Genomic DNA, 26,449 nt, shown 5'->3' with positions numbered 1-26,449 from the left:
ACGAATTCGAGAAACGACGCCAGGCGAGAATGGCCGTGCCAACGGGGGCACGAACCGCCGCGGCGAATCGGATGTCGGCTATCGACTCGCCATCGTCACGGCGTCGAGGGCCGTTTCTTCATCCGCGTGCAATTTTGGCGCGTTACTGTGCGCACGCGTTGCGCCAAGGCCATGTTTTAAAATCGTGTGCCTGTCTGCAACTCGGTGCGCGAAGCCGGGTCGGAATCATGAACAGCAACAACCCAGCCGCGCAAATCGGCGGCAAGCAGCAGGGCGATAAGTTGGCCAAGTCTGACGGCCTAACCGGTTTTTTAGAGCAACAACAGAACATGAACGGAGCATTGAGACTCGATCAGGCCACGATCGTGCTCGTCGAAGACGACCCGGATAGCCGGGAATCGCTGACCTTGTTACTCGAAGCGGAAGGTGCGCATGTCGTCGCGGTGGCGGATGCGGAAGAGGGTGTCGAAGCGGCGCTGCGTTTATTGCCCGACGCCGTGGTATGCGATCTGGAACTGCCGGCCATGGACGGCTTCTATCTGATCCAGCGGCTGCGCGATCACGAGATTCGCGGCGATCACGCGCCTTCGGTGGCCGTGGCGCTCACGGGTCATACCGACGACGCTTATCGCTTGCGCAGTATCGGCGAAGGCTTCCAGCATTTCATGACCAAACCGGCGTTGCCGGAAGATCTGGTGACTTTGCTGCACGACGCGATCGACGCCCGCTCGGCGGGTTGATCGGACCGCTGCAAAACGCGCGTCGCCGTTATTTCGCGGCGGCGACGGATGCCGCTGAAACCGCGGCGGCGGTCGCCGCCGCTTCCGCTGCCTGACAGGCGGAACACAGTCCCTTCAACTCGATCTCATCGCTGGCGAGGCGGTAGCCCGCGTCTTCGATTTGCGCGACGAGCGCCTGGCGCAGCTTCGGCTGATGCAACTCGGTGACGGTGCCGCATTGCTGGCAGACCACGAGAATGCCGTGCTGGCATTGCGTCAGATCGTGGCAGACGGTGAACGCATTGATCGATTCGATCCGATGCACGAGCCCCGCCGACAGCAGAAAGTCCAGTGCCCGATAAACCGTGGGCGGCGCCGAACCAGGGTGGATCTGGCGCATCTCGTCGAGCAGCGAATAGGCCTTGGTGGCGCGCCCCGAATTCAACAGCAATTCGAGCACCTTGCGGCGGATCGGCGTGAGTTTTTCGCCGCGTTCGCGGCAGTATTCTTCCGCGAGGGTCAGTGCGGCTTCCTGCGAATCGCCGTGCATGTGCCCCGCTGCATGAGAATGAGCGGAGCTGGCTGTAGTGGATTGCGCGGTGGATTGCGCGGTGGATTGCGCAGCGGCTTTCACAGCGGCGGTCGCGGTGGGCTTGGCGGTTTTCATGCGTCGATTATAAGGGCCATCGCGCCGCGCCGTGCCGGTGCATGGCACGGCTGCCAGCCACGCTTCACGTCAGCGGAAAATCAACGTATTTCTTGAAGCCCGGCCGCGTGGCGAGGCGCGAATACCATCGCTCCACGTTCGGCAGCGGCGGACGCTCGACGCCGTCCACCCCGAACCAGCGTTTCGCGTATGCGCCGACCACGATGTCGGCGAGCGTGAACCGTTCGCCCTCGAGGAAGAAGCGGCCTTGCAGGTGCGTGTCGAGCATGCGCCACAGCAGCGTGACCGCGCTGAAGTCGGCCGCGAGTTTGGCGGCGTCGCGCTCGGCGGCCGGCGTGCGTACAAGCGCCCAGAACACCGGACGCTCGGTGGGTTGCAACGTGGAGAGCGACCAGTCGAGCCAGCGGTCGATGCTCGCGCGCAGCCTGGGCTCGGACGGATACAGCAGGCTCGCCTCGCCGTATTGCAGCACCAGATAGCGCAGGATCGAGTTCGATTCCCACAGCACGAAGCCGTCGTCGACCAGCGTCGGAATCTTGCCGGTCGGGTTCATCGCGAGATAGTCGGGTTCGTTGTTGCGGCCGAATTGCAGACCGGCGTCGATGCGCTCGTAGGGCAGCACCAGCTCATCGCAGCACCACAAGACTTTCTGAACGTTGACCGAATTAGTGCGTCCCCAGATCGTGATCATCCGGCAAATCCTCTTCTTTACAGTTGGCAAGCCGCGCCCGGCGCGCGGCGTTCAGCCAGTAACGATACACGATGCGCATGGTTTTGCACGCGGCGGGTCGCGATCGGCCCACGTCGAGGCGCATGCCGGAAACATCTGCGCGTTGCGTACAATGAGCGCACCCGAATACGACGAGGCACCGCATGGCCCGCATTGTCCCCGACGACTGGAAGAGCCTCGCCGCCACCGGCGCGGCGGCACGCGAACGCGAAACCCTCGCGTTGCTGGAAGACACGCTGCCCGACGGCTATACCGTCTATCACGGCGTGCACTGGACGCGTCTGAACCAGAACTTTTCGGTGTTCGGCGAGGCCGATTTCGTGATCGTCAGTCCGGCGGGGCGCGTGATGATCGTCGAGCAGAAAACCGGTTTCCTGCGCGAAACGCCGAAGGGTCTCGTCAAGGTCTATCTGCAAACGGAGCGCAACGTGGCGATCGCGCTCGCGCACACCATCGAGGGGCTGCACCGGCGTTTTACCGCGGCATTCGGCGCGGGCACGTATTTCATCGAGGAACTGCTGTATTGCCCGGACCACATCGTCAAGGACGCGGCGATCGCGGGCGTGAACCCGGCGCGCATCGTCGACGCCACGCGCAAGACCCGGCTCGCGGCGATCATCCGCGAGGCGTTGCCGGCGGACGAGCCGCGCCTTGCCTGCGCGCCGAAAATCCATCACTTTCTCGCCGACGAACTCGCGCTCACGCCCGACGCCAGCGCGCTGGTCGGACAGGCGGGCACGCTCGTCACGCGCCTCGCCGGCGGTCTCGCGACATGGGCGCGGCGGCTCGAATTTTCGCCGTTCCGGCTGCGCGTGATCGGCACGGCCGGCTCCGGCAAGACGCAACTCGCGGTGCAGGTGATGAAGGACGCGGTGGCGCGCGGCCAGCGGCCTTTATATGTGTGCTTCAACCGGCCGCTGGCCGATCACATCGCGCGAGTCGCGCCGCCCGAGGCGAAGGTGGCGAACTATCACCAACTGTGCGACTGGATTGCGCGCGATGCGGGCCGCGAGCCGGATTTCCGTTCGGGCGACGTCTTCGACCAGCTCGAAACGGTTTTCGCGCAGACGCCGATCGGCGCGCGCTGGCAATTCGACGTATTGATCGTCGACGAAGGGCAGGACTTCCAGCAGCCGTGGGTCGCGGCGCTCGAGCGACTGCTGCGCCCTGGCGCGGCGTGGTGGTGGCTCGAAGACCCGCTGCAGAACCTGTACATGCGTGAGCCGGTCGATCTGCCCGGCTGGACCACGCTGAAGGAAACCACCAACTATCGCAGCCCGCGCGACATCCTCGACTATGTGCGCGACGTGGTCGGCGCCGCGGTGCCGGTCGCGGCGGCGCTCGCATCGGGCAGTCCGTTCGACGGCTCGGACATTGCGCTGTCCGTCTACGACGAAGCCCATGCCGTCGAAGGCAGCATCGAGGCCACCAAGCGCGCGATCACGCAGGCACTCTCGCTCGGCTTTCGCAAGCAGGACATCGTGGTGCTGTCCTTCCGCGGCCGCGAAGGTTCGGCGATCACCGCCCAGGATCATCTCGGTCCGCACCGGCTGCGCAGTTTCACGGGCAAATACGACCTGTTCGGCAACCCGGAATACCGCGAGGGCGACGTGCTGTTCGAGTCGATCTACCGCTTCAAGGGGCAAGCGGCGCCGTGCGTGATTTTCACGGAGATCGACTTCGCTGCGTTCGACGAGCGCATCGCGCGCAAGCTGTTCGTCGGCGCCACCCGCGCGACCATGAAGCTGATCGTGGTCGCTTCGCAGCGGGCCGCGCGGCATCTGCATCTGCGCGACGGTAAGGAAATCAGAGAAGCACGGGAAGTTGGAGAAACGTAGCGCGCCGCAAAAAACAACGGAAAAAAACATGACCAAGGTGACCAAAAAAATGCAGGGTGGGAAACGCGCGTACCGGGGTGCGCGCTGGGCAATGGGCCTGATGTTCGCGCTGGCGGCATGGAGCGCGCACGCTCAGCAGGACTCGGTGCCCTTCTCGCTCGACGTGAAGGGCAAGATCGCGAGGACCACCGACGCCTCGCGCCAGTCGTATCACTTCACCGAGGCGCAACTGCTCGCGCTGCCGGTGCATGCGATCACGACGAGCACCACGTGGACTCCGCGCTCTACCTTCACGGGACCGCTGCTCGCGGATATTCTGAAGACAGTCGGCGCGTACGGCGATCACGTGGAGATCCATACGTTCGACGACTACACCTACACCGTGCCGGTGTCGGACTGCGATCGCTATGGCGTGATCGTCGCGTACAGCATGAATGGCCGGCGTCTGAAGCTTAGCGACTTCGGGCCGCTGTTCCTTATCTATCCGCGCGATGCGTTCCCCGACGAACTCGTGGGCGCAGCGAGCGATTCGAAATTCGTATGGCAGATCAAGGCTCTCATCGTCAAATAGCGCGCCGTCCGTGGCGCCGCGTTCTCTACGTGCTGATCTGGCTCACCGCGCTCGCGGCGCCGGCCGGCGCGATCGGCTATCTGTTGTACGCGAATCTGCTGAACCCGCGCGCCACCGAGCAGTTGACCGGCACCTACGACGGCTTCTACTGGGACGCGGCGCAACTGCAAATCGCCTACGCGCGTTTCGAGAATCAGTTGCTGCTGTATCAGTCGGGCGTCGACGACGACTATCCGCGCCTGCTGCTGCGCTATCAACTGCTGCAATCGAAGCTGCACGTGCTGGCCGGCTCCACGAGCAGGCTGACCGCGCAAGTGCCTTTGCTGCAGCGGCAACGCGACGAAGTGCAGTCGCTCGATCGTCTGCTCACCGGCCTCGCGCCTGAGGTCGCCGCCGTGGCGAAGGACCGCCGCGGCGCCAATCAGATCGTTGCGCAGTTGCGCCTGCATTGGAACGAAGTCAACGACCTGGCGTTGAGCCGCCGTTTCGCCGATGTCGCCGATCGCGAGGCAATGAGCCGCGATTTCATCGACAAGCGACGCTTGTTGTTCGCGGGCGGCATGTTGATGCTGTTGCTGTCGGCGGCCGCCACGCTGCTGCTCGTGCTCAACGGCCGGCGCCGCACGCGTCTGATGCTTCAGCAGCACGCGGCGCTCGAAGCCGAGCACCAGGCGAGCCGCGCGGCGCGCGAGGCGAGTCTCGCCAAGGACGCGTTCCTCGGCATGATCAGCCATGAACTGCGCACGCCGCTGCACGCCATCGTCTCGTCGATCGAATTGCTGGGCTTCAACTACCATTCCGAAGCCGACCGCAAGGTGATCCAGCGGCTCGAAACCGCGGCGCGGCATCTCGAGGCGCAGATGAAAGACCTCACCGACTACGCGCGCCTCGGCGCGGGCAAGCTCGAATTGCGTCACGAGCATTTCGAGCCGCGCGAATTGCTGGCGTCGATCGTCGACGAGCACGCGATGTCGGCTGCCGCGCGCGGGCTGAAACTCGAAAGCGAGGTCATCGAGGCAGGCGGCGTGAGCGGCCTGGTCGACTCCGATCCGCACCGCATCCGCCAGATCGTCAACAACCTGGTCACCAACGCGATCCGCTACACCGAAACCGGCACGGTGCGCGTGCGGTTGAAGCAGCAGCCGGAGACGCTGACGTTCATCGTCAGCGATACGGGACCGGGCGTGCCGCATGCGCAGATTCCGCTGATCTTCCAGGAGTTCACGCAACTGGACGCGTCGCGCACGCGCCGCTTCGAAGGCGCGGGGATGGGGCTGACGATCGTGCAGGGGCTGGTCAGGCTGTTCGGCGGCACCGTCGACGTCGCGAGCACGGTGGGCCAGGGCACGACCTTCACGGTGACGATTCCGGTCACGCCGGTCGCGGCTGTCGCGCCGGCAGGCGTGAGCGTTCACGCGCAAGCGGGCGGCGAGCGGCCGTGCGTGCTGATCGTCGACGACAACCGGCTGATCCGCGAGTCGTTGAGCGAAATGGTCGCGCACATGGGTTTCGACGCGCACGTCGCCGCCAACGCCGACGACGCGCTCGCGTGGCTCGACACGCGCCGCTGCGACGTGGTGCTGCTCGATCTGCATATGCCGGAGCGCGACGGCTATGCGTTTCTCGCGGACTTCGCCGTGCGCGGCGGACCGTCGGCAGGCGTGCCGGTGATCGTGGTCAGCGCGTATGCGCCGGAGGCGGATGTGGCTGGAACGAAAAACGTCGTGGCCGAAGGCGAGGCCGATTCGAAGCCGTTTTTTGAAGCGTTGTTAAAGCCGGTGCATTACGAGGATTTGCGTCAGGCGTTGCAGCGAGCGCTGGCGTCGCGGCATACGGTGTGAAGCGGGGGGAGCGGTTGCAAGGCGGGTTGTGAAGCGGGTTGCAAAGCGGGTTGCAAAGCGGACTATGAAGCGAGGCGCGTGTGATACGGCGCATGGAAGCGCGCAATGGAGGCGATGGAGGCGGGCATCAACCTGAGCACACACCTTCAGCCGCTGACCCGCGCTTGACGGTCGTCGCTTGACGGCCGACGCTTTACGGCCGATTCAGCCGCTTGGAGAGATCGGCGACCAGAATCGCCATGCGCGCGGGCTTTTCGTAGCACGCCACGTCGTAGTTGCGTATCACCTGGCTGATCTCCGATTCGCTGGCCTTGCCCGTCAGCAATTCGCCGGTCAGCACGAAAATCGGCGCGTCCGGATTCTCCGACGCGCGCACCGCCCGAATCGCCGCCGCCGAAGTCTGCGAGCCGAACAGCCAGTCGATCACCACGCCGTCGAACACCTGGCTTTGCAGTTGCTCGGCGAACGACGTCAGGCCGTAGATCGCCACCGCCGTAAAGCCGCTGCGCTCCAGATAGTCGCGCAGGTTGTCGGCGCTGGCCTGATCGTCGTCGACTACCGCGATGGTCGGCTTGTCGGTCTCGGCGCGGCGCGGATAGATTTCGATCTTGTGGACTTCGTAGGCGCTCTGATAGAGCGCGCCGTCGTGACGCGCAACGCGCCATTGGCCGAGCTTGGAATAGGCGACGAATTCCGGGCGGCTGCCGGGTTCGAGCGCGGCGCCGACCCAGGCGGTGCAGGCCAGTTCGGTCGCGCCGATGCTGAACACGGCTTCCTGCGCGATCGCGCCGACCATGCCCGGATCGAGCGATTGCGCGCCGAATAGCTGGGCGGCGGGTTCGCCGAACACCTCGGCGACCTTCTTGATCTGCGAGAGGGTCCACGGACTGTTGCCGCGCAGCTTGCGGTGCCCCTGCGAAAAACTCAGATCGAGGATGCGGCAGAGTTCCGTGGTTTGCTGGCGTTTGCCGATTCCGTGCCGGCTCATCAACTCGCGCACGCGTTCGGCGACTGCGATGGAGTCGGGTGAGTGTGTTTCGTTGGCCATACTGCGTGAAAATCCGCCGTCGTAAAGGGCTGTGGGGAATGCGATACGCCACTCGCTCATGCATTCAATGTGCATTGACACGGGCAACGCGAGGGACAGCAAATGTACCGTAAAGTATCGCGACCTGTGTTTTTGTAGGACGGCCGCTGAACCGGTCCGCGCGCGGCGCGAACGGACAGATTCGGCGATCTGTTTATGCACTCGGCATTAACGGTATTTTACCGATGTGACGCGTCGTATCTGTAGGGAAATACATGGAGCCGCTCGCAGCCCTTGCGGCGCGCACCGTCCGAGCGGTGCCCGGCAAACGAAAAAAGATGGCGGACTCGCCTTTTCATGAGCAGCCGATAAGGGTATTGCCCGCGAGCTTAAGGAAGGCTTAAGCAAGTGTCCTCGAACCGCATCGAGCCAGAAGCGCTCAAGCCGCCGTCTGCAATCCGAAGCCTACGTTGCCGGCATTTTCTCCAGCCTGGCCGCCGAGGTTTTCAGTCCTTTGAAGATCCGCTCGGCCACCTTGGCGGGGAACCGCTCCGGCAATTCGGCCGAGACCTGTTCGATCACTTGCGGCGTCTGTTCGATCAGCCGCCGGATCAGCGGCTCGGCGTTGGCGCTGTGCGAGCACTTCAGCGCCATCGTGTTGAAGTGACGCCGCTGCACGTCGCGAAACGCATCGTGTTTGCTGCGCGACCACATCGCCATCGCGAGTCTCGCCTTGAACCACGACCACTGGTTCGGACCGTTGCCTTCCACCGGCCAGATCGACATTACGTCGTAGAGCGGCGTGAGCCGATACTGGCCGCCCGCCAGCAGGCGAATGCTGAAGTTCTTGGCGTGGCCGTCCGGCGCGGCCAGCATCCAGAACAGGATCTGACTAGCCAGCAGCGTTTCGATGTCCTGCTGGGCCGTGACCGACTGCTGAAGAATTCGCGCGAGGTCGAGCAAGCCGGGGCCGCCTTCGTTTTCGTACTTGCGATGCGACGGCACGCCGTACACCTGGCAGAAGTCCTCCTGCGGCAACCGCAGCAGCCATTGCCCGCTCGAATGCAGTTGCCGGTCGAAGCGCTCGACGCTCAGCACGCGCTGCTTGCCGAAGGTCAGCATGTCGGTGTTCGCGACCGGCAAGCCATAGGCGCGCAGAATGCGCAGGCATAGCCACTCGTTTTCAACCGACGTGCTGAGGTCCGCGAGCTTGTTGCCCACGAGGCCAAGCGGCAGCTTGAAAATGTGCGTGGTGGGCGTCGCGCCATGCGGGCGCTGCCACTTGCCGTCGTGCCGCAGCAGCGCGGTTTTTTCCTGCGCGCCGGCGAGCGAGATGCGGAAGTCGTCGGCCTGGTCGGGCGTGCCGAGCGCCGGGTTGCCGACCGTGCGCGCCAGCATGGCCTCGATCTCGCTGTCTGCGAGCGGCGTGCCCTCGATCTGTTCGACACCGGTTGGCGCGTCGTCCTCGGCGAGCAACTGGACGGCGCCCACGCAATCGCGGCCGATCGCTTGCAGCAGATCGAACGCATCCAGCGTCTCGGTCTGGTAGCGTTGGGCGATGCGTTTTCTGATTGCCTCGCTGTCGGGCAGCAGGTTGTCGAAATAGTTGAGCACGCGCGAGCCTTTCTGCGGCAGGTTGCTCGGCGTGAACGGCAGCGACAGCGAAAGCGGCCGGCCCGCGGGCGAGGCGACCCACGCGGGATCGTAGGCGAACTCCATCGAACCGCGCGTGGGAAGGCGCCACACGCCGACGCGCTCGCCATTGGCCCACACTGAAAGCGCCCGTGAATGCGTTTGCCGACCCATGCTCACCACTCGATCAACGGCGCCGGATCAGACACCGGCTGGTTCTTGTCGCGTACCTGCAATTGCAGGCCGTAGGCGCCGCACAGCGCCAGCAATTGCGCGAGGGTAATGGCCGCTGCGTCGGTTTCGAGCGCCGAAATGCGGCTTTGGCTGATGCCGACCCGCGCCGCGGCTTGCGCCTGCGTGAGGCCGGCCTGGCGCCGGCCGGCGGCGAGCAGCAGGGCCATTTGACCCGGCGTGGCGATGAGATGGAGCATGGCAAAATATCCGCGAGACGAATAAACGCACTTTATGCGTCACGCGGATATTTGTCAAATATTCGTGTGGCACATATTCTGCAAATATCTGTCTAGCGAATAAAAGGCGAATATGCGTATGGCGAATAAACCGCGCTGGCGTGCTCCCGGCAAACCGCAAACCGCAAACCGCAAACCGCAAACCGCAAACCGCAAACCGCAAACCGCAAACCGCAAACCGCAAACCGCAGACGCAACGACGCCGCGAGCCCATGCGCCCCGTGCCTCGCGACCGCCGCGGCATTGCGGACAACGCTGCCGCCTGCGAAGATTATTCCTCCACTTAAAACCTTTCCTGCCCGATGACCACGACCTATCCGCTGCACGCGAGCTTCACGCCCGCCGATCAGGCGTTCCCGAAACGTGCCGATGTGGTGATCGCCGGCGCCGGCATCATGGGCTGCGCGGCCGCCTACTATCTGGCCCGCCGCGGCCTGTCGGCGGTGGTGCTCGACAAGTCGCGCATTGCGGGGCAGCAGTCGTCGCGGGCATGGGGTTTCGTGCGCCAGCAGGGCCGCGAGGCTGCTGAAGTGCCGCTGATGATGGCGGGCATCCCGCTGTGGAAAGGGCTCGAAAGCGAGCTGAACTTCGATCTCGAATGGCGTCAGGGCGGCTGCCTGTACGTGGCAACGAAGGAGAAGGACTGGAGTTCGTTCCAGCAATGGATGGACGTCGCGCGTCAGCATGGGCTCGACACCCGTGTGCTCGACCGCAAGCAGATCGACACCATCGTGACCGGCATGCAAGGCCCGGCGCTCGGCGGCCTCTACACCCCCAGCGACGGCCAGGCGGAACCGCGCCGCGCCGCCGCGGCCTTTGCCGCGCGGGCGGCGCAGGCCGGCGCGCTGTTCTTCGAAGGCTGCGGCGTGACCGGCGTCGAGCGCGCGGCCGGCGCGGTCGCCGGCGTGGTGACCGAGCGCGGCACGATTCGCACGTCGCGCTTCATCTGCGCGGCCGGCGCGAGTAGCTGGCGTCTGCTCGACACGCTAGGACTGGCGTTGCCGCAGCAAGCGGTGCGCGGCACCTGCATGCGCACCAATCCGCTGCCGCGCGTCACCGCATCCACTTTCTGGGGGCAGGGGCTCGGCATTCGGCAACGCGCGAACGGCGTGATCAATCTCGCCGACGACATGCAGGTCGACGTCGACATGACCCTCGGCCATTTCCGCGCGCTCAAATGGTTTCTGCCGGAACTGTGGAGCCAGCGCGAGAAGTTCAGCTTCCATCTGAACGGCGCATGCCTGCGCGATTTGCGTGACCGTCTGCCGGGCGTGGTGCCGCAAGGCGAACGCGTCCTGCATCCGCGCGACCCGCATCCGCAGCCGAACGCGAGCCACGCGCCGCGCGCGTTGAAGAAGCTGCGTGCGCTGTTTCCCGCGCTGAAGGAGGCCCAGGTGGTCGAGGCATGGGCTGGCCTGATCGACGTGCTGCCCGACGGCCTACCGGTGATCGACGCGCCGCCGCAGGTCGGCGGCCTGACCATCGCCACCGGTTTTTGCGGCCACGGTTTCGCCATGGGTCCGATCGTCGGCAAGCTGCTCGCCGAGATGAACGACGGCGGAGAACCGTCGCTCGATCTGTCGGCTTTCCGTTTGCAGCGTTTCTTCGACGGCACGATGCAACGGCCTCGCAGCATGTTATGACTTCGCTCCCGCTTACGACGATGAACGACCCGACACTGCGCCACGCCGGCGTGCCGTACTACTCGCAATGGGGCAGTCCCGAATGGGTTCGCCATATCGTCGAGCAGCAGGGCGACCCGTGCGACGATCCGGCCTGGCGGCGCAGCGGCTTCGACGATCCCGAGCGTTACCGCTTCTGGGCGAAGCGCCTGTGCGGTCTGACGTGCCTCGAATCCGCGCTCGACTATTGGCGTATCGGCCACGCGCCGCGCGCCGCGCTGCTCGACGAAGCGTTGCGGCATGGCGTGTACCGGGTGCGCGCGGACGGCGGCGTGGACGGTCTGATCTACCGGCCGTTCGCCGACTGGGCAAGCGCCGCCTTCGGTCTTCACGTCGATGTGCTGCCACAAGCGCCGCTAGAGGAAATCGCCGCGCGCCTGAACGCCGACACGCTGGCGATCGTTTCCGTGAGCCCCGAGATTCGCTATCCCGCACGGCCGAATCAACGCCAGGGCGGCCATCTGATCCTGCTGCACGGGCGCGATCGCGAGGGCGTGTGGTTTCACAATCCGTCGGGCATCGCGCCGCATCAGGCGGATGCCTATCTGCCATTCGCGACCATGACGCGTTTCTACGCGGGGCGTGGCATGACGCTCACGCACGGGCGCGCGGCGTGGTAAGCGGCTCCGGTTGCGCGATGATCGGGCCCGCTTTCTGCTGAACCGCTTGCACGGAGCCTTGCGCATCCTTGCGCATCCTTGCGATATGGGAGATACGGGAGCCCGACATGAATCGAACTTACGCGCTCTTTGCCGGCAGCCTTCTTGCGCTCAGTGCGGCCGCCGTCCCGGTTGACGCCGCCAGCCGCGACCAGCAAGCCAAGGCCTGTCGCGGCGACGCAATGCATTTCTGCGCAGCCCACATTCCGAACAAGGAAAAGATCACGGCCTGCATGAAGCAGCACATCGACGAACTAAGCCCGGCATGCCGCGCCATGTTCAAGAACGGCAAGAAAGACGAGGACAAAGCCGCGACGCAGTGAACCGGCGGCGCGGCTTGCAACGCCGCGTCGGCGCGGAGTTTGCGATCCGGGCCAACGGCGCGCCGGGCGTCGTAGAATCGCTTGTTTCCCGACTCCCGGAGCCGCCGCGTGCCCGACGTGCCACACCCGCAGCTCAAATCGAAACCGCGTGCGCCGCGCTTTCGTCTGCCGCGCCGCGCTCGCTCGGCCTGGCAGGCGCCGCGCGCCCGCATCTTGTTCACGCGGCCGGCGGCGTCGCCGCAACGTGTGCTGCTGCAACGCATCGGTCTGGTGGCGGCGCTCTGCGTGCTCGCTTTCGTCGTGCTCTATCTCGACCGCGACGGCCTGCGCGACGCCAATCGCAAGGTGCTCGGCATCGTCGATCTGATGTACTTCACGATGGTGACCGTCGCCACCGTCGGTTACGGCGACATCGTGCCGGTCACCGCCCGCGCGCGTCTCATCGACGCCTTTTTCATCGTGCCGATCCGCATCATCATCTGGTTCGTGTTTCTCGGCACCGCCTATCAGTTCGTCATTCAACGCGTCATCGAGGAATTCCGCATGAAACGCCTGCAAAAACAGCTGCGCGATCACGTCGTCATATGCGGCTATGGTTTGAGCGGCTCGGTCGCGGTGCGCGAGTTGCTCGAAAGCGGCTTCGCCGCGACGTCGATCGTCGTGATCGATCCGCAGCAGGCGGCGCTCGAAGCGGCCGCCTCGCTGGGCGTCGCCGGCCTGCTCGGCGATCCGTCGCGCGAGGACCTGTTGCAGCAGGCGCAAGTGCGCATCGCGAAAGCCGTGATCATCGCCGTGGCCGACGACGCCACCGCGATCCTGCTCACGCTGACCGTGCGCAGCGTCGCGCCGCAAACCAAGATCGTCGTGCGTATCCGCGAGCAGACCTACCAGCGCCAGTTGCGCCAGGCCGGCGCCAACGTGATCGTTTCGTCGACGCGGATCGGCGGGCTGCTGCTCGCCGACGCCGTGGACAGCGACTACATCGTGCCTTTCATCAACGACCTGTTGTCGGCGCGCGGCCGGGTGAACCTGATCGAGCGCGAGGCGTCGGCAGAGGAAGTGGGCCGCTGGAGCAACGCGCTGCCGGGCGCGGTGGTGGTCGGCCTCGTGCGCGCCGGGCGCATTCTGTCGTTTTACGATGACGAGCCGTGTCCGATCGAGACCGGCGATCTGCTGATGCTGATCCAGTCCGCGCGTCAGACGAGCGGCACGCCCGTTGCCTAGCGCCGTGCGCGAGGACGCATGAAGAACAATGCGTCGTCGTGCGCGTCGCAATCGAACTCAACCTTCACAAGAATCGGAACCGTCCCGCTCATGACCCGTTCGACCACGCAGATTTTCGACGCCGCCGCGACCGCCCGGCTGATTCCCTACGCGACGCTCGTCGATGCGTTGAAGCGCGCGAGCATCGACTATGCACGGCAGCGCATCGCGAGTCCCGAGCGGCTCGTCGTGCCGCTCAACGAAGGCGGCGTCATGCTGTCGATGCCGGCCACCGCGCCCGATCTCGCCATTCACAAGCTGGTCAACGTATGCGCGAGCAATGGGCCGCGCGGCTTGCCGACGATCCACGGCCAGGTGATGGCGTTCGACGCCGATACCGGCGAGACCCTTTTCATCCTCGACGGTCCGACCGTGACCGGACGCCGGACCGCTGCGATGTCGATGCTCGGCGTCGAGACTTTCGCCGCGGCCGCGCCGCGCGAGTTCCTGCTGATCGGCACCGGCACGCAGGCGCTCAACCATCTGGAAGCGATCGGTGAACTGTTTCCCGGCGCGCGCGTATGGGTGAAGGGCAGTGCGCCCGCGCGCGCCGAGGCGTTTTGCGCCGCGCATCGCGGCAAGGCACACGAACTGAAGCCGCTCATCGAGCCTGACGCGACGATCCCCGCTTCGATCGACGTGCTGATCGCGCTCACCACCAGCAAGCAGGCTGTCTACGACGAAGCGGCGCGGGCCGGGCGGCTCGTGATCGGCGTCGGCGCATTCACGCCGGCCATGGTCGAGATCGGCGCGCGCACCATTGCCGGCAGCGCGCTTTTCGTCGACGACCTGGCAGGCGCGAGGCACGAAGCCGGCGACTTGATTCAGGCCGGCGTCGACTGGGCGAAAGTCGGCGGGATTGCCGCCGTGGTGGAAAACCCGGCGTCGCTGCCAGGGGAGAAGCCGGTCGTGTTCAAAAGCGTCGGTTGCGCGGCGTGGGATCTGGCGGCCTGCCGCGTGGCGCGCGAGGCTTTGTCCGGCGCTTGACGCTCACGGCCGCGACGCCGCACATTTGAAAGCGCCTCAAAAACAGGGGTTTAACAGCGCCGGTTGGCATATTGCGCCAAGCTGCGGCAGATGTTGCCGTGCAAACAATCTCAAAACGTTGCACCATAGGCGTTTGCCAGAAAAAAGTGCCGGTCCCCGGCGCTCGTGCTTCGCTTTTTCTGCCCCTTGACCGACGCCTTCTCCATCACGACGCTGCGATTCGCGCTATGACGACCCAACACGCTTCAGCCACTCCCGACCTGCCGCTCGACATGATCATCTTCGGCGGCACGGGCGACCTGTCGTTCCGCAAGCTGCTGCCGGCGCTTTACATGGCGCATCTGCACTGCAATCTGCCGACGGATACCCGCATTCTCACGATCGGCCGCAAGCCCTGGTCGCGCGAGGAGTACATCAACGAATTCATGGAGCTGAAGGCGAAGCCCTTCATCGAAAAGAAGGCGTTCGATGCCGCCGCCTGGGACAAATTCATGGCGCTGTTCGAGTACGTGCGCATGGACGTCGACTCGATCGAAGACTACACACGCCTGAGCGAAGCATCGCGCCCCGGCGTGCGGCGCGTGTTCTATCTCGCGACCTCGCCGGATCTGTTCACGAACATCTGCGACAACCTCTCGGCCGCCGGTCTCGTCGACGAGCATTCGCGCGTCGTGCTCGAAAAGCCGCTCGGCCACGATCTCGCGTCGGCGCAGGAGATCAACACGGCGGTCGGCAAGCACTTCAGCGAAGCGCAGATCTACCGGATCGATCACTACCTCGGCAAGGAAACCGTCCAGAACCTGATGGTGCTGCGCTTCGGCAATCCGATTTTCGGGCCGCTGTGGCAGGCGCCGTATATCAAGCGCGTGCAGATCACGGTCGCGGAAACGGTCGGCGTGGGCAGCCGCGCGGGCTTCTACGACAAGACCGGCGCGTTGCGCGACATGGTGCAGAACCACTTGCTGCAATTGCTGTGCATCGTCGCGATGGAGCCGCCGGTGTCGCTCGACCCCGATGCGGTGCGCGACGAAAAGCTCAAGGTGCTGCGCTCGCTGCGGCCCATGACCCCCGAGGACATCGCTCGCGATACCGTGCGTGGCCAATACACCGCGGGCGCGGTGGACGGCGAGGCGGTGAAGGGCTATCTGGAGGAAGAGAACGTGCCGGCCGGCAGCCGCGCCGAAACCTTCGTCGCGTTGCGCGCGCATATCAACAACTGGCGCTGGGCCAACGTGCCGTTTTTCCTGCGCACCGGCAAGCGGATGCAGAAGAAGGTGTCGGAGATCGTCATCGAGTTCTCCGAGTTGCCGTTCTCGATCATTCCGAGCGGCGGGCGCAACTACGGCAACCGTCTCGTGATCCAGTTGCAGCCGGAAGAGTCGATCCAGTTGCAGATGCTCGCGAAGGAGCCGGGCAGCGGCATGCACATGCTGCCGGTGAATCTGAACCTGGATTTGCAGCAGGCTTTCACCGAGCGCCGCGCCGAAGCGTACGAGCGTCTCCTGATCGACGTGATTCGCGGGCGCCTCACGCATTTCATGCGCCGCGACGAACTGGAAGCCGCCTGGGCGTGGGCCGAGCCGATCCTGGCAGGCTGGAGCAAGTCGGGCGAGCGGCCGCGCGGTTATACGGCGGGGACGTTCGGGCCGGCGGCATCCACTGCGCTGATGGCGCGGGAAAACGCGGTGTGGGCGGAAGAGTCGCAATAAGCGGTTCGCTGGCGCAATAAAAAAGGGCGGCCCGCATCGAGCGGGCCGCCCTTTTTGCTGTGACCGGCCAGCGTTATTTCGCCGGCGTCGTTCCAGCGTCGTTACGGCAACGAGATCGTCAAGGTAGCCGATTGCGGGCCGAGCTTGACGACCTGCGAATACGGCGCGAGCGTGCGCAACGTCTGATCGCGCAGATACGTATTCAGGCCGAGATAAGCCAGCAGTCCAACCAGCGCGAACACCGCGCCGATCGACCACAGCGGCACCTCGCGCTTCAGGCGGTGCGCGACCTGATCGGGCAGCGGCCAATGCGGCGCGAACGGCGCGCGCTTGCCTTTCAAATGCGCGATTTCGTCGCCGATGCGCGCGGTCAGATACGCGAGCTTCTCCGGCCCTTCCAGCAGATACTTGCCCTGAAAGCCGAGCAACAGGCACATGTGAAACACCTCGAGCGATTGCAGCCGCGCCGCGCCTTGCGCGCGGCATTCCTCGAGATACTGGAAGAACTTCTCGCCCGCCAGTTGCTCGCCGAACAGCACCAGTTGCAGCGGCCGGCGCTCCCACTCGGTACGAATCCTGAACGTGGACGACAGCACCGCTTCGTCGATGGCGGCGCAGAACGCAAACTTCGACGCGTAGACGTCTTCCGCCGATGCGTTGAGCTTCTTCGCGCCGCGTTCGAAGTCGCCGAGAAACTGCTGGATACGCTGGCTGAATTCATGCGCCTCGCCGGGCTCGCGGCCGTTCTTCAACAGGAATAGCATGAAGAAGCCGTCGTACAGCAGATCGAGCAGCGAGCGCACCTGATAGGTCGGCTCGGCGGCGGGGGCGGGCGTCGCGGCAGGCGTGCTGCCGCCAAACAGTGAGGGCGCGTAGCTCATGATGTGACGGCGATCAGTTCGAGTTGAAGATCGTTGATGCCCGACGGCGCATAGATCATTGCCGATTGAGCCTGCAACATGCGGTCATACAATGCGCCGCGCGATTCGAAGGAGAAGTAGCACGCGCCCGGCCGCACCGGAATCGCGGGCGGCACTTGCGGCGTGTAGACGAGCCGCACGCCCGGCATGGCCGAGAGCACCAGCTTGTCGACGTCGTCCGGCGCGCCGACCTTGAAGCGCGCGGGCACCGCCTCCACGAGTTCCGCGGTCGGCAGGTCCGCGGAGACGGCGATGTAGAACATGGTCTTGTCGTCGATCTTGCCGGAGTCGAGGCGACCGGAATGGAACGACGGGCGCACTTCCTCGAGCGCGATCGCGAAGTAGCGCGTGGAGATCACCGTTTCCAGCAGATCGCGCAGGATCGTATCGAGCCGCGCGAAGCCGGGACCCGGATCGTCATGCCGGTAAGCCGGCAAGTCGGACAGCGCATAACCTTTCGAAAACGTCATCAACTGGCCGGCCAGGCGCAGCAACTCCTGGAACAGACGCTCGGGATGCAGCGCCGAATGCTGATACAGATGCGCGAGCGACGCGAACGCCGCGCTCGCCGTGTGCAGCAGCCAGAACGAGGCGATGTCGCCGGAACGGAACTCGATGATGTTCTTGGTCGGCTCGCGATGAAAGCCGTACAACGCATTCACCTTGGCCTGCAACGCGTCGATCAGTTGACGCAGCCGCTGATGCAGGATCGGCGAAGCGTCGATGGCGAGGCAGGGCGGCACGAAGGTGTCGTCGATTTCGAAGCCCGAGGTGGCGGTGCGGCGCACGCGCACGAGCGGCACGGAGAGCAGTTGATCGCGCGGCTCGCTATGCGCGATGAGTTTGACGCTGGTTTTCAGGAAGGTGATGTCGGCTTCGGCGGCGTCGGTGAAATGATCGGCCACCGGCGTTTGCTCGCTGACGTAACGCGACACGAAACCCGCGTTGCTGTCTTGCGAATAGTTCGCGCCGGTCTCGCGCAGCGGATGCAGCGCGAGATAAAAAATGAATTCGTTGATGCCGTCGGGCAATGTATCCAGCGCGATCGGCGGCGGCAGGTCGTCGGCTTGCGGTGCGGAGTAGAGCGCGCCGTCCGGAAAGACCAGCGACAGTTCGCTCACGCGCAACACGTTGCTGCCGAGCGCGTCGCGGTCGAAGCGCGCCGAGCGCACGCCCCAGTTGTATGGCTGGATCGCCTGGATCGATTCGAACAGGCGCGCCTCGTGATACGCGTCCTGACGCTGAAAATGCTGCGGCCTCAGAAACAGGCCTTCCCCCCAGAGCACTTTTGCGGAATAACTCATCTCAAACCTGTTATATGCGTTCAGCGTGTGGCGCGCCCGGAGATAACCGATTCGGGCGCCGCAGGGTTAATTCTCTAAGAACTGTTAAATGCCGTATTTCCGACATCTTTTATCCGCAACTCACCGAAGAAAGCATATTCAGCGGCTGCGCGGGCAATCCCTGTTCAGGTGGGATCACAGTGCCGTTGGTGACTGTCATTGCGCAGTTATGCAGGCCAATCATTATGCCGGATTTCTCCGACTTCGCCGGGTCGAAGGCGAATTTCCAACGCTGCAGCGCCGGATCGCGAAATAGGGCGACGATACCGAATGCCTGCGCTTCACGCGAGACTTTTTCGGTGACGACATAACGTTGGCCCGGGATCAGCGTCACTTCGCGCACGCCCAGCAAATCGCCGCCGAGCGCGGTCTTTTCTTTTGTTGGGTCGGTAAAGGCGTCGAATGGCGCCTGCTGGAATGAAGTGGGATCTTTCAATGTGTAAAGTCGAACCACCAGCGCGAATGGACGCCTATCATTGGCGGCATTCAGATTGGGCGCGGCATATAACGTGAGGCCGACATTGCGCGGCGGTTTTTGCGCGTCCGGCAACTCCGGCTTGCCGAGCCCGCTTGCCTGCAAAGCCGCGTTGGCGGCGGCTCCGAGCACCGTCACGCCGGCCGCGCAGCCCCCCAGAAGCGCGCATGCGGCAACGTGTGTAATCAATAGCGATGCATGGCGAACAAAGCGCGAATTCATATACATCGACCGGCTCGACGCCGCCCCCGTCAAAACACAATAACGAAATCGATCCGGCAAATTTTCAGCACCGTAATGCCGCCTAATGCCGCTTTATGCGAGCCGCATGGAAGTTGCGACGCTTACCGCCGCTAACTCATTGCCGCACTTGCCTTTCTTTCCCATGACGGAAATTTTTTCCGCTCTTTGCATTGCCTCTATTGCACCAGGAAACAATTTCTGCCTGCATTGTTAAAAACATCCCGGTGCATTTTTTTTGTGCAATCCTTCTTCAAACGAAAGTTGAATTATCGAAAATTGGCCTGTACTATACCCGCGCACTTGAAGCAAAGCAAAACTCCGGTTTCTCCTTGAAATAAAAAATTCGCACGTCGGTGAAAAACGATGAATGAGCGTCTGTTAGTAAAACTATCTGGGGTTGTGTTGGCATGCGGCGTGATGGCCGGTTGCGCGACACAGGGCAACAACGTGGCGACCACACCGGAGGCTTTTAATAAGCAACTCGCGGATGCGGATACCGTTGCAAAGGGCGGTGATCAGGACCGCGCCATCGCGCTTTATCAGCAACTCGCCAAATCCGATCCAACGCGTGAAGAACCGTGGTCGCGCATTGCGCAGATCCAGTTCGCGCAGGCGCATTACGGTCAGGCTATCGTCGCCGCGCAAGAAGCCTTGCAACGCGACCAGACCGATCGTCAAGCGAAGAGCGTTCTGGCGGTAGCCGGTCTGCGCGTCGCCACGCAATCGCTCGGCGAGTTGCGTCAGGACGCGTCGCTCGCGGGCGACGCCAAGTCGGATGCGCAAGCGCTCGCCAGGCAGTTGCGCGACACGCTCGGCGAAGCCACGCTGTTCCCGCCCGACCCGAGCGACAAGCCGGCGAAGAAGCGCCGCGTGGTTCGTCATGTCGCGAAGGCCAAGTCCGGCGATACGCCGGATGTGACCACCAGCACGGCGGCTCCGGCCGCAACGCCCGCGGCGGCGCCCGCGCCTGTCGCGCCGGCCGCGCCCGCGGCCCCCGCCAAAGCCGCTCAAAGCGGCGGCGCGTCCGATCCGTTCAGCGCGCTGCGCTGATCCACACGCCTGATCCATCAGCATCCGGGAGCCGACGATGGCGAAGAAAGAAAGTATCCAGAAACGCTTGCAAAAAGTGCGGCCGCCCCGCGTTCAACTGACGTATGAGGTCGAACTCGGCGATGCGATCGAGGTGAAGGAACTGCCGTTCGTCGTCGGCGTGGTCGCCGATCTGGCGGGGCAGTCCGAAGTCGAGCAGCCGAAGCTGCGCGACCGCAAGTTCGTCAACATCGACCGCGATAATTTCGACGACGTGATGAAGGCGATCGAGCCGCGCGCCGCGTTCCAGGTGGAGAATCGCCTGAGCGAAGCGGGCGGGAAGTTCGCCGTCGACCTGCGTTTCAAGTCGATGGCCGATTTCAATCCCGACGAAGTGGTCGCGCAAATCGAACCGCTGCGGCAGTTGCTCGAAGCGCGCTCGAAGCTCGCCGACCTGCGCAACAAACTGGCCGGCAACGACAAACTCGAAGACCTGCTGAGCGAAGTGCTCAACAACACGCAGCAGTTGCAAACCCTGGCGAAAGACCAGGGCAACGCGGCGGATCAGCATGCCGGCGCGCCGGATCACGACAAGCAGGGCGAATAAGCACGGGGTGTGAGATGAACCAGCAAACGGCAGCAGCCCAACTCGCCACCGCGCAAGGCGGCACGGAATCCACGCTGCTCGACGAAATCGTCGAGAAAAGCCGCGTGGCGAAGTCCGAGTCCGAGCATGCGCGCGCGAAAGACCTGATCGGCGAACTCGTGCATCAGGTGCTCGACGGCACGGTGGTCGTGTCCGACAACCTGTCGGCCACGATCGACGCGCGCGTCGCGGAACTCGACCGCCTGATCTCCGCGCAACTGAGCGCGGTGATGCACGCGCCGCAATTCCAGCGCATGGAAAGCACGTGGCGCGGTCTCGACTATCTGTGCAAGGAAAGCAATACCGGCGCAACGGTCAAGATCAAGGCGCTGCACGCGCCCAAGCGCGATCTGGTGCGCGACTTCAAGACCGCGATCGAATTCGACCAGAGCGCGCTCTTCAAGAAGATCTACGAAGAAGAATTCGGCACCTTCGGCGGCGCGCCGTTCGGCACGATCATCGGCGACTTCGAAGTGACGCGTCAGCCGGAAGACGTGTACTTCATCGAGCAGATGTCGCACGTCGCGGCGGCCGCGCATGCGCCGTTCATCGCGTCGGCGTCGCCCGAATTGCTGGGCCTCGAAAGCTTCGCCGATCTCGGCAAGCCGCGCGATCTCGGCAAGGTGTTCGACACGGTCGAATACGCCAAGTGGAAGTCGTTCCGCGACGCCGAAGATTCGCGCTACGTCGGCCTGACGTTGCCGCGCTTTCTCGGCCGCCTGCCGTTCAATCCGAAAGACGGCGCGACGGCGGAGGGCTTCAACTTCGTCGAAGACGTGGACGGCACCGATCACAGCAAATACCTGTGGTGTAACGCAGCGTGGGCGTTCGCCGCACGCCTGACGGCCGCGTTCGACGACTTCGGCTGGTGCGCGGCGATTCGCGGGGTGGAAGGCGGCGGGCTGGTGGAAGATCTGCCCACTCACACCTTCAAGACCGACGACGGCGAAGTCGCGCTGAAATGCCCGACCGAAATCGCGATTACCGATCGCCGCGAAAAGGAACTGAGCGACCTCGGTTTCATTCCGCTCGTGCATTGCAAGAACTCGGATTACGCCGCGTTCTTCGCCGCGCAATCGGTGCAGAAGCCCAAGAAATACAGCACCGATAGCGCGAATGCCAACGCCGTGCTGTCCGCGCAACTGCAATACATCTTCTCGGTATCGCGCGTCGCGCACTACCTGAAGGCGATGATGCGCGACAAGATCGGCAGTTTTGCGTCCGCGCAGAACGTCGAGGTATTCCTGAACCGTTGGATCTCGCAGTACGTGCTGCTCGACGACAACGCGACGCAGGAGCAGAAGGCGCAGTTTCCGCTGCGCGAGGCGTCGATACAGGTCTCGGAGATTCCCGGCAAGCCCGGCGCGTATCGTTCGGTCGCGTTCCTGCGTCCGCACTTTCAACTGGACGAACTGTCGATTTCCTTGCGTCTTGTCGCTGACCTGCCGAAACCGGCAAATTCATAAACGAAGTCAAAAAACCCGTGCGGGCCGCACGGGTTGGCTGTTAAAACCACCTCTTTGGGGAGTCGATGAGTCATGAAGGATATTTATTTAAAATTCGGCAATCCGGCGATCAAAGGCGAGTCCGCCGATAAAGATCACGCTGGCTGGATCGAAATCGATTCATGGAGCCACGCGATCACGCAACCGCGTTCGGCAACGGCCTCGACGGCGGGCGGTCACACGTCCGAGCGGTGCGAGCACGCCGACATGCAGTTCACGAAAGACATCGACGTGGTCAGCCCGCTGATCTATCAACACGCATCGGGCGGCACGACGTTCGACGAAGTGACGATCGACTTCATGCGTTCGGACGGCGAAGGCAACCGCATCAAGTACCTGGAAGTGAAGCTGAAGTACGTGATCATCTCGAGCGTGACGCCGAGCGTGGTGGGCGAAGGTCTGCCGAGCGAGCAGTTCTCGCTGAAGTACGCCGCGGTGCAATGGAAGTACACGCAGCAGAAAATCGGCGGCAACCAGGGCGGCAATGCGCAAGGCGCGTGGAGCCTGACGAAGAACGACAAGACGTACGCGGTCTGATGCAAGGACGCACGCGGCGCGCGCAACGCCTTGCACGAGGTGACGCACGCCGCGCGCGTCAGGCAGCGCTCCGCTTCTTCGATCTCTGATGAAACGCTTCGAACCCAGCTTTCTCGACAAGCTGTTCGACGACGAACCGCATCTGCCGGCTTCCCCGGCGATGCGGCAATTGTCGTTGGAGGAATTGAAGAGCACGGTCGCGCGCGACGTCGAGGCGATCCTGAATACGCGGATCGCGCTAACCGAGCACGAACTCGCGGCGTTGCCGGAATGTCAGCGCTCGGTGCTCTCGTATGGCTTGAACGATTTCGCGGGCTTGAGCCTCGCGAGCCATTACGACCGCACGTTCATCTGCAAATCGATTCAACAGGCGATCGCGCGGCATGAGCCGCGTCTACAGCAGGTCGCGGTCACGCTCGAACTGAACGAACAATCGACCAATGCGCTGAACTTCGCGATTCAGGCGCTGCTGGTCGTGCATCCGGCGGAAGAACCGGTGAGCTTTGACGCGCTGTTGCAGCCTTCCACGTTGCAATACTCGGTGACGCGCGCACGCGCGAAGCTGTAGCAGCGGTTTTTTAATCGCTGCGTTGAAGTACTTTTAGCACCGCATTTTTAGCACCGCGCTTTTAGTACCGCGCTTTTATTACCGCTCTCACCGCCGTTACGCGCAACGGCGGCGCCAGATCAGGCGGAGAGGGTTCAGGTCCGGGGATAGATCGATGGAAGAATTGCTGCCGTATTACGAGCGCGAACTGTCATTTCTGCGGCGCTATTCGCGCGACTTCGCCGAGCGCTATCCGAAGATCGCCGCGCGTCTCGCGATGTCCGGCGAGCATTGCGAAGATCCGCACGTCGAGCGGATGATCGAATCGTTCGCGCTGCTGGGCGCGCGCATCAACAAGAAGCTCGACGACGACTACCCCGAATTCACCGAAGCGCTGCTGGAAGTGCTGTATCCGCACTATCTGCGGCCCTTTCCGTCGTGCTCGATCGCGCAGTTGGGTACGTCCGCGGCGCTCAGCCACCTGACCGAACCGGTGCTCGTCGAGCGGGGCACGGAACTCAAGTCGCGGCCGATTCGCGGCGTGCAATGCCGTTTTCGGACCGCCTACGACGTGACGCTCGCGCCGGTCCGCATTTCGGAGGCGAAGTACACGTCGGTGGCGATGGCGCCGAGCGCCACCGTGTTGCCCGGCAACGCGACGGCCATCGTGTCGATCACGTTCGAGTCGACCGCCGCGCAACTCGATCTGTCCGCGCCGAAAGTCGGCACGCTGCGCGCGCACCTGCACGGCGAGCAATCCTTTATCGCGGCGCTGGCGGACTGCCTGTTCGTCAACGCGATGGCTACCTATGTCGAGCCCGACCGGCGTGGCGCGTGGACGCAATTGCGCACATCGCCAGTGGTGCAAGCGGGGTTCGACGAGGACGACTCGCTCATCGACTATCCGGCCAAATCGCATCCGGCCTATCGGCTGCTGACCGAGTACTTTGCGTTCCCCGAAAAATTCAACTTCGCCGACTTCGACCTCGCGGCAATGACGCGCGCGAGCGGCCGCTGCCAGCGCCTCACGCTGCATGTCGTGCTGAAGGAAGTGCGCAGCGATTCGCACATGGCGCGCCTGCTCGATTCGCTCTCGTCGCATCATTTCCGGCTGTTCTGCACGCCGGTGGTGAATCTGTTCGAGCAGCACGGCGAGCCGATCCGCGTCAGTCACCAGGCGATTTCATATCCGGTGATTGCCGAGGCGCGCCGCGCCTTCGCCTACGAGGTCTATTCGATCGACTCGGTGAAACTGGTCCGGCAGCAGGCGCATGAAGAATCGGTGATCGAATTCCGGCCGTTCTATTCGTTGCATCACGGCGAAGCGGCGCGTGCGGGGCACTACTGGTTCGCGCGGCGCAACGATTGGGTCGCGCAGAAAAGCCCAGGCTACGAGACCGAGATCTCGATCGTCGATATCGACTTCGAACCGGCCGCGCCGCAAACCGACACGCTCAGCATCGACCTGACCTGCACCAATCGCGACTTGCCCGCCGGGCTCGCCGTGGGTCTCGAAGGCGGCGATCTGTTTCTCGAAGGCGGTTCGTTGACCGGCAGCATCACGATGCTGCGCAGGCCCACGCCGAGCGTGCGTTTCGAACGCGGTCGCGCGGTGCATTGGCGGCTGATTTCGCATCTGGCGTTGAATCATGTGTCGCTCGCCAATAGCGGGCTGTCGGCGCTCAAGGAAATGCTGGTGCTCTACGATTTGCGGCGCACGGCGGTGTCGGCGCGGCATATCGACGGGCTCGTCGGCATCGAGCAGCGCGCGGCCGTGCAATGGCTGCCGGGCAAACCGTTCGCAACGTTCGTGCGCGGCATCGAGATTCGCCTGACGATCGACGAGGAGCATTTCGTCGGCACGAGTCTCGCATCGTTCGTGCGAGTGATCGACACGTTTTTTGGGCTGTACGTGCATCTGAACAGCTTTGTGCAACTGGTCGTCGTGTCGAAGCGCACCGGCGAGGAGATTCTGCGATGCAAACCGCGCAGCGGCGAATCGATCCTGGCGTAGTCGAGCAACTTCTCGACGAACCGCATCGCTTCGAATTTTTTCAGGCGGTGCGGATTCTCGAGAAGTGGTTCGCGCAGCAAACGCCGTCACATCGCGGGCGTCCCGGCGAAGTCGTCGCGCGGCGAATCGCTTTTCGCAATTCGCTGTCGATGTCGTTTCCGCCCAGCGAGATCCACGGCGCGCAGTCTTACGACAATGAAGGCGCGGCGCTCAAAGAGAAGCCGCAACGCAGCGCGGCGCTCGAAGCCGGTTCGCTCGACAAGGTCGACATCACGCCGGCATTTTTCGGTTTGCTCGGCGGGCAGGGCGCATTGCCGCTGCATTACACCGAACAGATCATCGCGCGCGAGCAGATCAGGCGCGACCGCGCCGCGCGCGAATTCTTCGACGTGTTTTCGAATCGCGCGACGGCGCTATTCTACGCGGCGTGGAAGAAATACCGCCTGCCGTTTCATTACGAGCTCGACCGCGACGAGCGCTATCTGCCGCTATTGCTGGCATTGGCCGGCGTCGCGGACGACGACACGCGCAACAGTCTGCAAGAAGGCGAAGGCGCGCTGTTCGACGAAGCGATCGCCGGTTATGCACTGGCCGCGCGGCATCGGCCGGTGTCGGCGGCCTACTTGCAACGCACGCTGTCGGAGTACTTCCAGGTGCCGGTGCGCGTCGAGCAGTTCGTCGGCAAATGGTACGACGTGCCGCGCGATCAATTGACCGTGCTCGGCAGCATCAATGCGACGCTCGGCGCCACGGCGCTGGCGGGCGAACGGGTCTGGCAGCGCGACATGCGCGCGCGGCTCGTGATAGGACCGCTCGGCAAGGCCGACTACGAAGCATTCTTGCCCGGCGCCGACCGCGCCGTGGCGCTGGAGCGCATGCTGACGCTGCTTGCCGGCGTCACGCTCGAATACGAAGTCTCGCTGGTGTTGCGCCGCGAGGAAGTGGGGCCGAGCATTCTGAGCAACGGCGCGCGCCTCGGCTGGGACGCGTTCCTGTGCACCCGGGAAGCCGACTGCGACCGCGCGGATGCACGCTACGAATTGCACGTGATTCACTGACCATAACGATAGAA

General features: G+C 63.8%; 25 protein-coding genes. 17 read left to right on the top strand and 8 right to left on the bottom strand.

Going from position 1 to position 26,449, the window contains the following annotated elements:
- Positions 1-227 precede the first annotated feature (227 nt).
- Positions 228-740 (top strand): response regulator, encoded by a 513-nt coding sequence (locus tag CUJ90_RS18700; RefSeq protein WP_073430909.1) that lies wholly within the window; start codon positions 228-230, stop codon positions 738-740.
- A 28-nt stretch (positions 741-768) separates the two neighbouring features.
- Here the strand turns inward: CUJ90_RS18700 and CUJ90_RS18695 are convergent, their stop codons facing one another.
- Together CUJ90_RS18695 and CUJ90_RS18690 are read right to left on the bottom strand one after the other, a co-directional pair.
- The gene (locus CUJ90_RS18695; RefSeq protein ID WP_114163626.1) at positions 769-1,386 is read right to left on the bottom strand and encodes a Fur family transcriptional regulator; all 618 of its coding nucleotides are present in this window, start codon (positions 1,384-1,386) and stop codon (positions 769-771) included.
- 64 nt (positions 1,387-1,450) lie between these two features.
- The gene (locus CUJ90_RS18690) at positions 1,451-2,077 is read right to left on the bottom strand and encodes a glutathione S-transferase family protein (RefSeq protein WP_073430911.1); all 627 of its coding nucleotides are present in this window, start codon (positions 2,075-2,077) and stop codon (positions 1,451-1,453) included.
- Between the two features lie 182 nt (positions 2,078-2,259).
- On the opposite strand from CUJ90_RS18690, the gene CUJ90_RS18685 reads away from it, so the two are divergent.
- Genes CUJ90_RS18685 through CUJ90_RS18675 form a run of 3 tightly spaced genes read left to right on the top strand, consistent with a single transcriptional unit; the run spans position 2,260 to position 6,366 of the window.
- Positions 2,260-3,954: an ATP-binding domain-containing protein gene (locus tag CUJ90_RS18685; RefSeq protein ID WP_114163625.1), complete on the top strand. Its 1,695-nt coding sequence runs from the start codon at positions 2,260-2,262 to the stop codon at positions 3,952-3,954.
- A gap of 28 nt (positions 3,955-3,982) precedes the next feature.
- Entirely contained in the window at positions 3,983-4,525 is a 543-nt protein-coding gene (locus CUJ90_RS18680) for a putative pterin-binding protein (protein WP_083086246.1), read from the top strand.
- Positions 4,495-6,366: a hybrid sensor histidine kinase/response regulator gene (locus CUJ90_RS18675; protein ID WP_073430913.1), complete on the top strand. Its 1,872-nt coding sequence runs from the start codon at positions 4,495-4,497 to the stop codon at positions 6,364-6,366. Before CUJ90_RS18680 ends, CUJ90_RS18675 begins: the two co-directional genes overlap by 31 nt.
- 193 nt (positions 6,367-6,559) lie before the next feature.
- Here CUJ90_RS18675 and CUJ90_RS18670 read toward each other — a convergent pair whose 3' ends face one another.
- The 3 genes from CUJ90_RS18670 to CUJ90_RS18660 form a co-directional block, all read right to left on the bottom strand.
- Complete coding sequence (locus tag CUJ90_RS18670; protein ID WP_073430914.1) at positions 6,560-7,414, bottom strand: helix-turn-helix domain-containing protein; 855 nt, start codon at positions 7,412-7,414, stop codon at positions 6,560-6,562.
- Between the two features lie 444 nt (positions 7,415-7,858).
- Positions 7,859-9,199: a type II toxin-antitoxin system HipA family toxin gene (locus CUJ90_RS18665; RefSeq protein ID WP_114163624.1), complete on the bottom strand. Its 1,341-nt coding sequence runs from the start codon at positions 9,197-9,199 to the stop codon at positions 7,859-7,861.
- 2 nt (positions 9,200-9,201) lie between these two features.
- Positions 9,202-9,456: a helix-turn-helix domain-containing protein gene (locus tag CUJ90_RS18660; protein WP_073430916.1), complete on the bottom strand. Its 255-nt coding sequence runs from the start codon at positions 9,454-9,456 to the stop codon at positions 9,202-9,204.
- A gap of 341 nt (positions 9,457-9,797) precedes the next feature.
- Between CUJ90_RS18660 and CUJ90_RS18650 the strand changes: the two genes are divergently transcribed.
- The 6 genes from CUJ90_RS18650 (at position 9,798) to zwf (ending at position 16,118) form a co-directional block, all read left to right on the top strand.
- Entirely contained in the window at positions 9,798-11,138 is a 1,341-nt protein-coding gene (locus tag CUJ90_RS18650) for an NAD(P)/FAD-dependent oxidoreductase (RefSeq protein ID WP_114163622.1), read from the top strand.
- A 20-nt stretch (positions 11,139-11,158) separates the two neighbouring features.
- A complete protein-coding gene (locus CUJ90_RS18645; protein ID WP_114164653.1) occupies positions 11,159-11,797 on the top strand; it encodes a C39 family peptidase in 639 nt (212 codons plus the stop codon).
- A 107-nt stretch (positions 11,798-11,904) separates the two neighbouring features.
- Complete coding sequence (locus CUJ90_RS18640) at positions 11,905-12,159, top strand: hypothetical protein (protein ID WP_073430918.1); 255 nt, start codon at positions 11,905-11,907, stop codon at positions 12,157-12,159.
- Positions 12,160-12,276: 117 nt separating this feature from the next.
- Complete coding sequence (locus CUJ90_RS18635; protein ID WP_073430944.1) at positions 12,277-13,383, top strand: potassium channel family protein; 1,107 nt, start codon at positions 12,277-12,279, stop codon at positions 13,381-13,383.
- A 90-nt stretch (positions 13,384-13,473) separates the two neighbouring features.
- The gene (gene lhpI, locus CUJ90_RS18630) at positions 13,474-14,409 is read left to right on the top strand and encodes a bifunctional Delta(1)-pyrroline-2-carboxylate/Delta(1)-piperideine-2-carboxylate reductase (RefSeq protein WP_114163621.1); all 936 of its coding nucleotides are present in this window, start codon (positions 13,474-13,476) and stop codon (positions 14,407-14,409) included.
- Between the two features lie 227 nt (positions 14,410-14,636).
- Positions 14,637-16,118 carry a glucose-6-phosphate dehydrogenase gene (zwf, locus tag CUJ90_RS18625; RefSeq protein ID WP_073430920.1) on the top strand — a complete coding sequence of 494 codons (1,482 nt, stop codon included), beginning with the start codon at positions 14,637-14,639 and terminating at the stop codon, positions 16,116-16,118.
- Between the two features lie 101 nt (positions 16,119-16,219).
- Here zwf and icmH read toward each other — a convergent pair whose 3' ends face one another.
- The 3 genes from icmH to tssJ all read right to left on the bottom strand — a co-directional run bounded on the left by icmH (position 16,220) and on the right by tssJ (position 19,078).
- Positions 16,220-16,999 carry a type IVB secretion system protein IcmH/DotU gene (gene icmH / locus CUJ90_RS18620; protein WP_073430921.1) on the bottom strand — a complete coding sequence of 260 codons (780 nt, stop codon included), beginning with the start codon at positions 16,997-16,999 and terminating at the stop codon, positions 16,220-16,222.
- Positions 16,996-18,342, bottom strand: a complete 1,347-nt coding sequence (gene tssK, locus CUJ90_RS18615; RefSeq protein WP_073430922.1) for a type VI secretion system baseplate subunit TssK — start codon at positions 18,340-18,342, stop codon at positions 16,996-16,998. Before tssK ends, icmH begins: the two co-directional genes overlap by 4 nt.
- A gap of 109 nt (positions 18,343-18,451) precedes the next feature.
- Positions 18,452-19,078 carry a type VI secretion system lipoprotein TssJ gene (tssJ, locus tag CUJ90_RS18610; protein WP_073430945.1) on the bottom strand — a complete coding sequence of 209 codons (627 nt, stop codon included), beginning with the start codon at positions 19,076-19,078 and terminating at the stop codon, positions 18,452-18,454.
- A gap of 384 nt (positions 19,079-19,462) precedes the next feature.
- Between tssJ and CUJ90_RS18605 the strand changes: the two genes are divergently transcribed.
- From CUJ90_RS18605 to tssG, 7 genes are all read left to right on the top strand, one after another.
- Entirely contained in the window at positions 19,463-20,149 is a 687-nt protein-coding gene (locus CUJ90_RS18605; RefSeq protein ID WP_083086234.1) for a tetratricopeptide repeat protein, read from the top strand.
- Between the two features lie 37 nt (positions 20,150-20,186).
- On the top strand, positions 20,187-20,735 hold the full coding sequence (tssB, locus tag CUJ90_RS18600) for a type VI secretion system contractile sheath small subunit (protein WP_073430924.1): 549 nt from the start codon (positions 20,187-20,189) through the stop codon (positions 20,733-20,735).
- A 14-nt stretch (positions 20,736-20,749) separates the two neighbouring features.
- On the top strand, positions 20,750-22,240 hold the full coding sequence (gene tssC / locus CUJ90_RS18595; protein ID WP_073430925.1) for a type VI secretion system contractile sheath large subunit: 1,491 nt from the start codon (positions 20,750-20,752) through the stop codon (positions 22,238-22,240).
- Between the two features lie 72 nt (positions 22,241-22,312).
- Positions 22,313-22,816 (top strand): Hcp family type VI secretion system effector, encoded by a 504-nt coding sequence (locus tag CUJ90_RS18590; RefSeq protein ID WP_073430926.1) that lies wholly within the window; start codon positions 22,313-22,315, stop codon positions 22,814-22,816.
- An 88-nt stretch (positions 22,817-22,904) separates the two neighbouring features.
- Positions 22,905-23,384: a type VI secretion system baseplate subunit TssE gene (tssE, locus tag CUJ90_RS18585; RefSeq protein ID WP_114163619.1), complete on the top strand. Its 480-nt coding sequence runs from the start codon at positions 22,905-22,907 to the stop codon at positions 23,382-23,384.
- A gap of 154 nt (positions 23,385-23,538) precedes the next feature.
- A complete protein-coding gene (tssF, locus tag CUJ90_RS18580; protein ID WP_114163618.1) occupies positions 23,539-25,377 on the top strand; it encodes a type VI secretion system baseplate subunit TssF in 1,839 nt (612 codons plus the stop codon).
- A complete protein-coding gene (gene tssG / locus CUJ90_RS18575; protein WP_114163617.1) occupies positions 25,341-26,435 on the top strand; it encodes a type VI secretion system baseplate subunit TssG in 1,095 nt (364 codons plus the stop codon). Before tssF ends, tssG begins: the two co-directional genes overlap by 37 nt.
- The last annotated feature ends 14 nt before the right edge of the window (positions 26,436-26,449 follow it).

The sequence above is a fragment of the Paraburkholderia terricola genome, from assembly GCF_003330825.1.
Lineage (GTDB): Bacteria > Pseudomonadota > Gammaproteobacteria > Burkholderiales > Burkholderiaceae > Paraburkholderia > Paraburkholderia terricola.
Note: the sequence above shows the minus strand (reverse complement) of the source record. Positions and strands in the feature narration are given on the sequence as shown.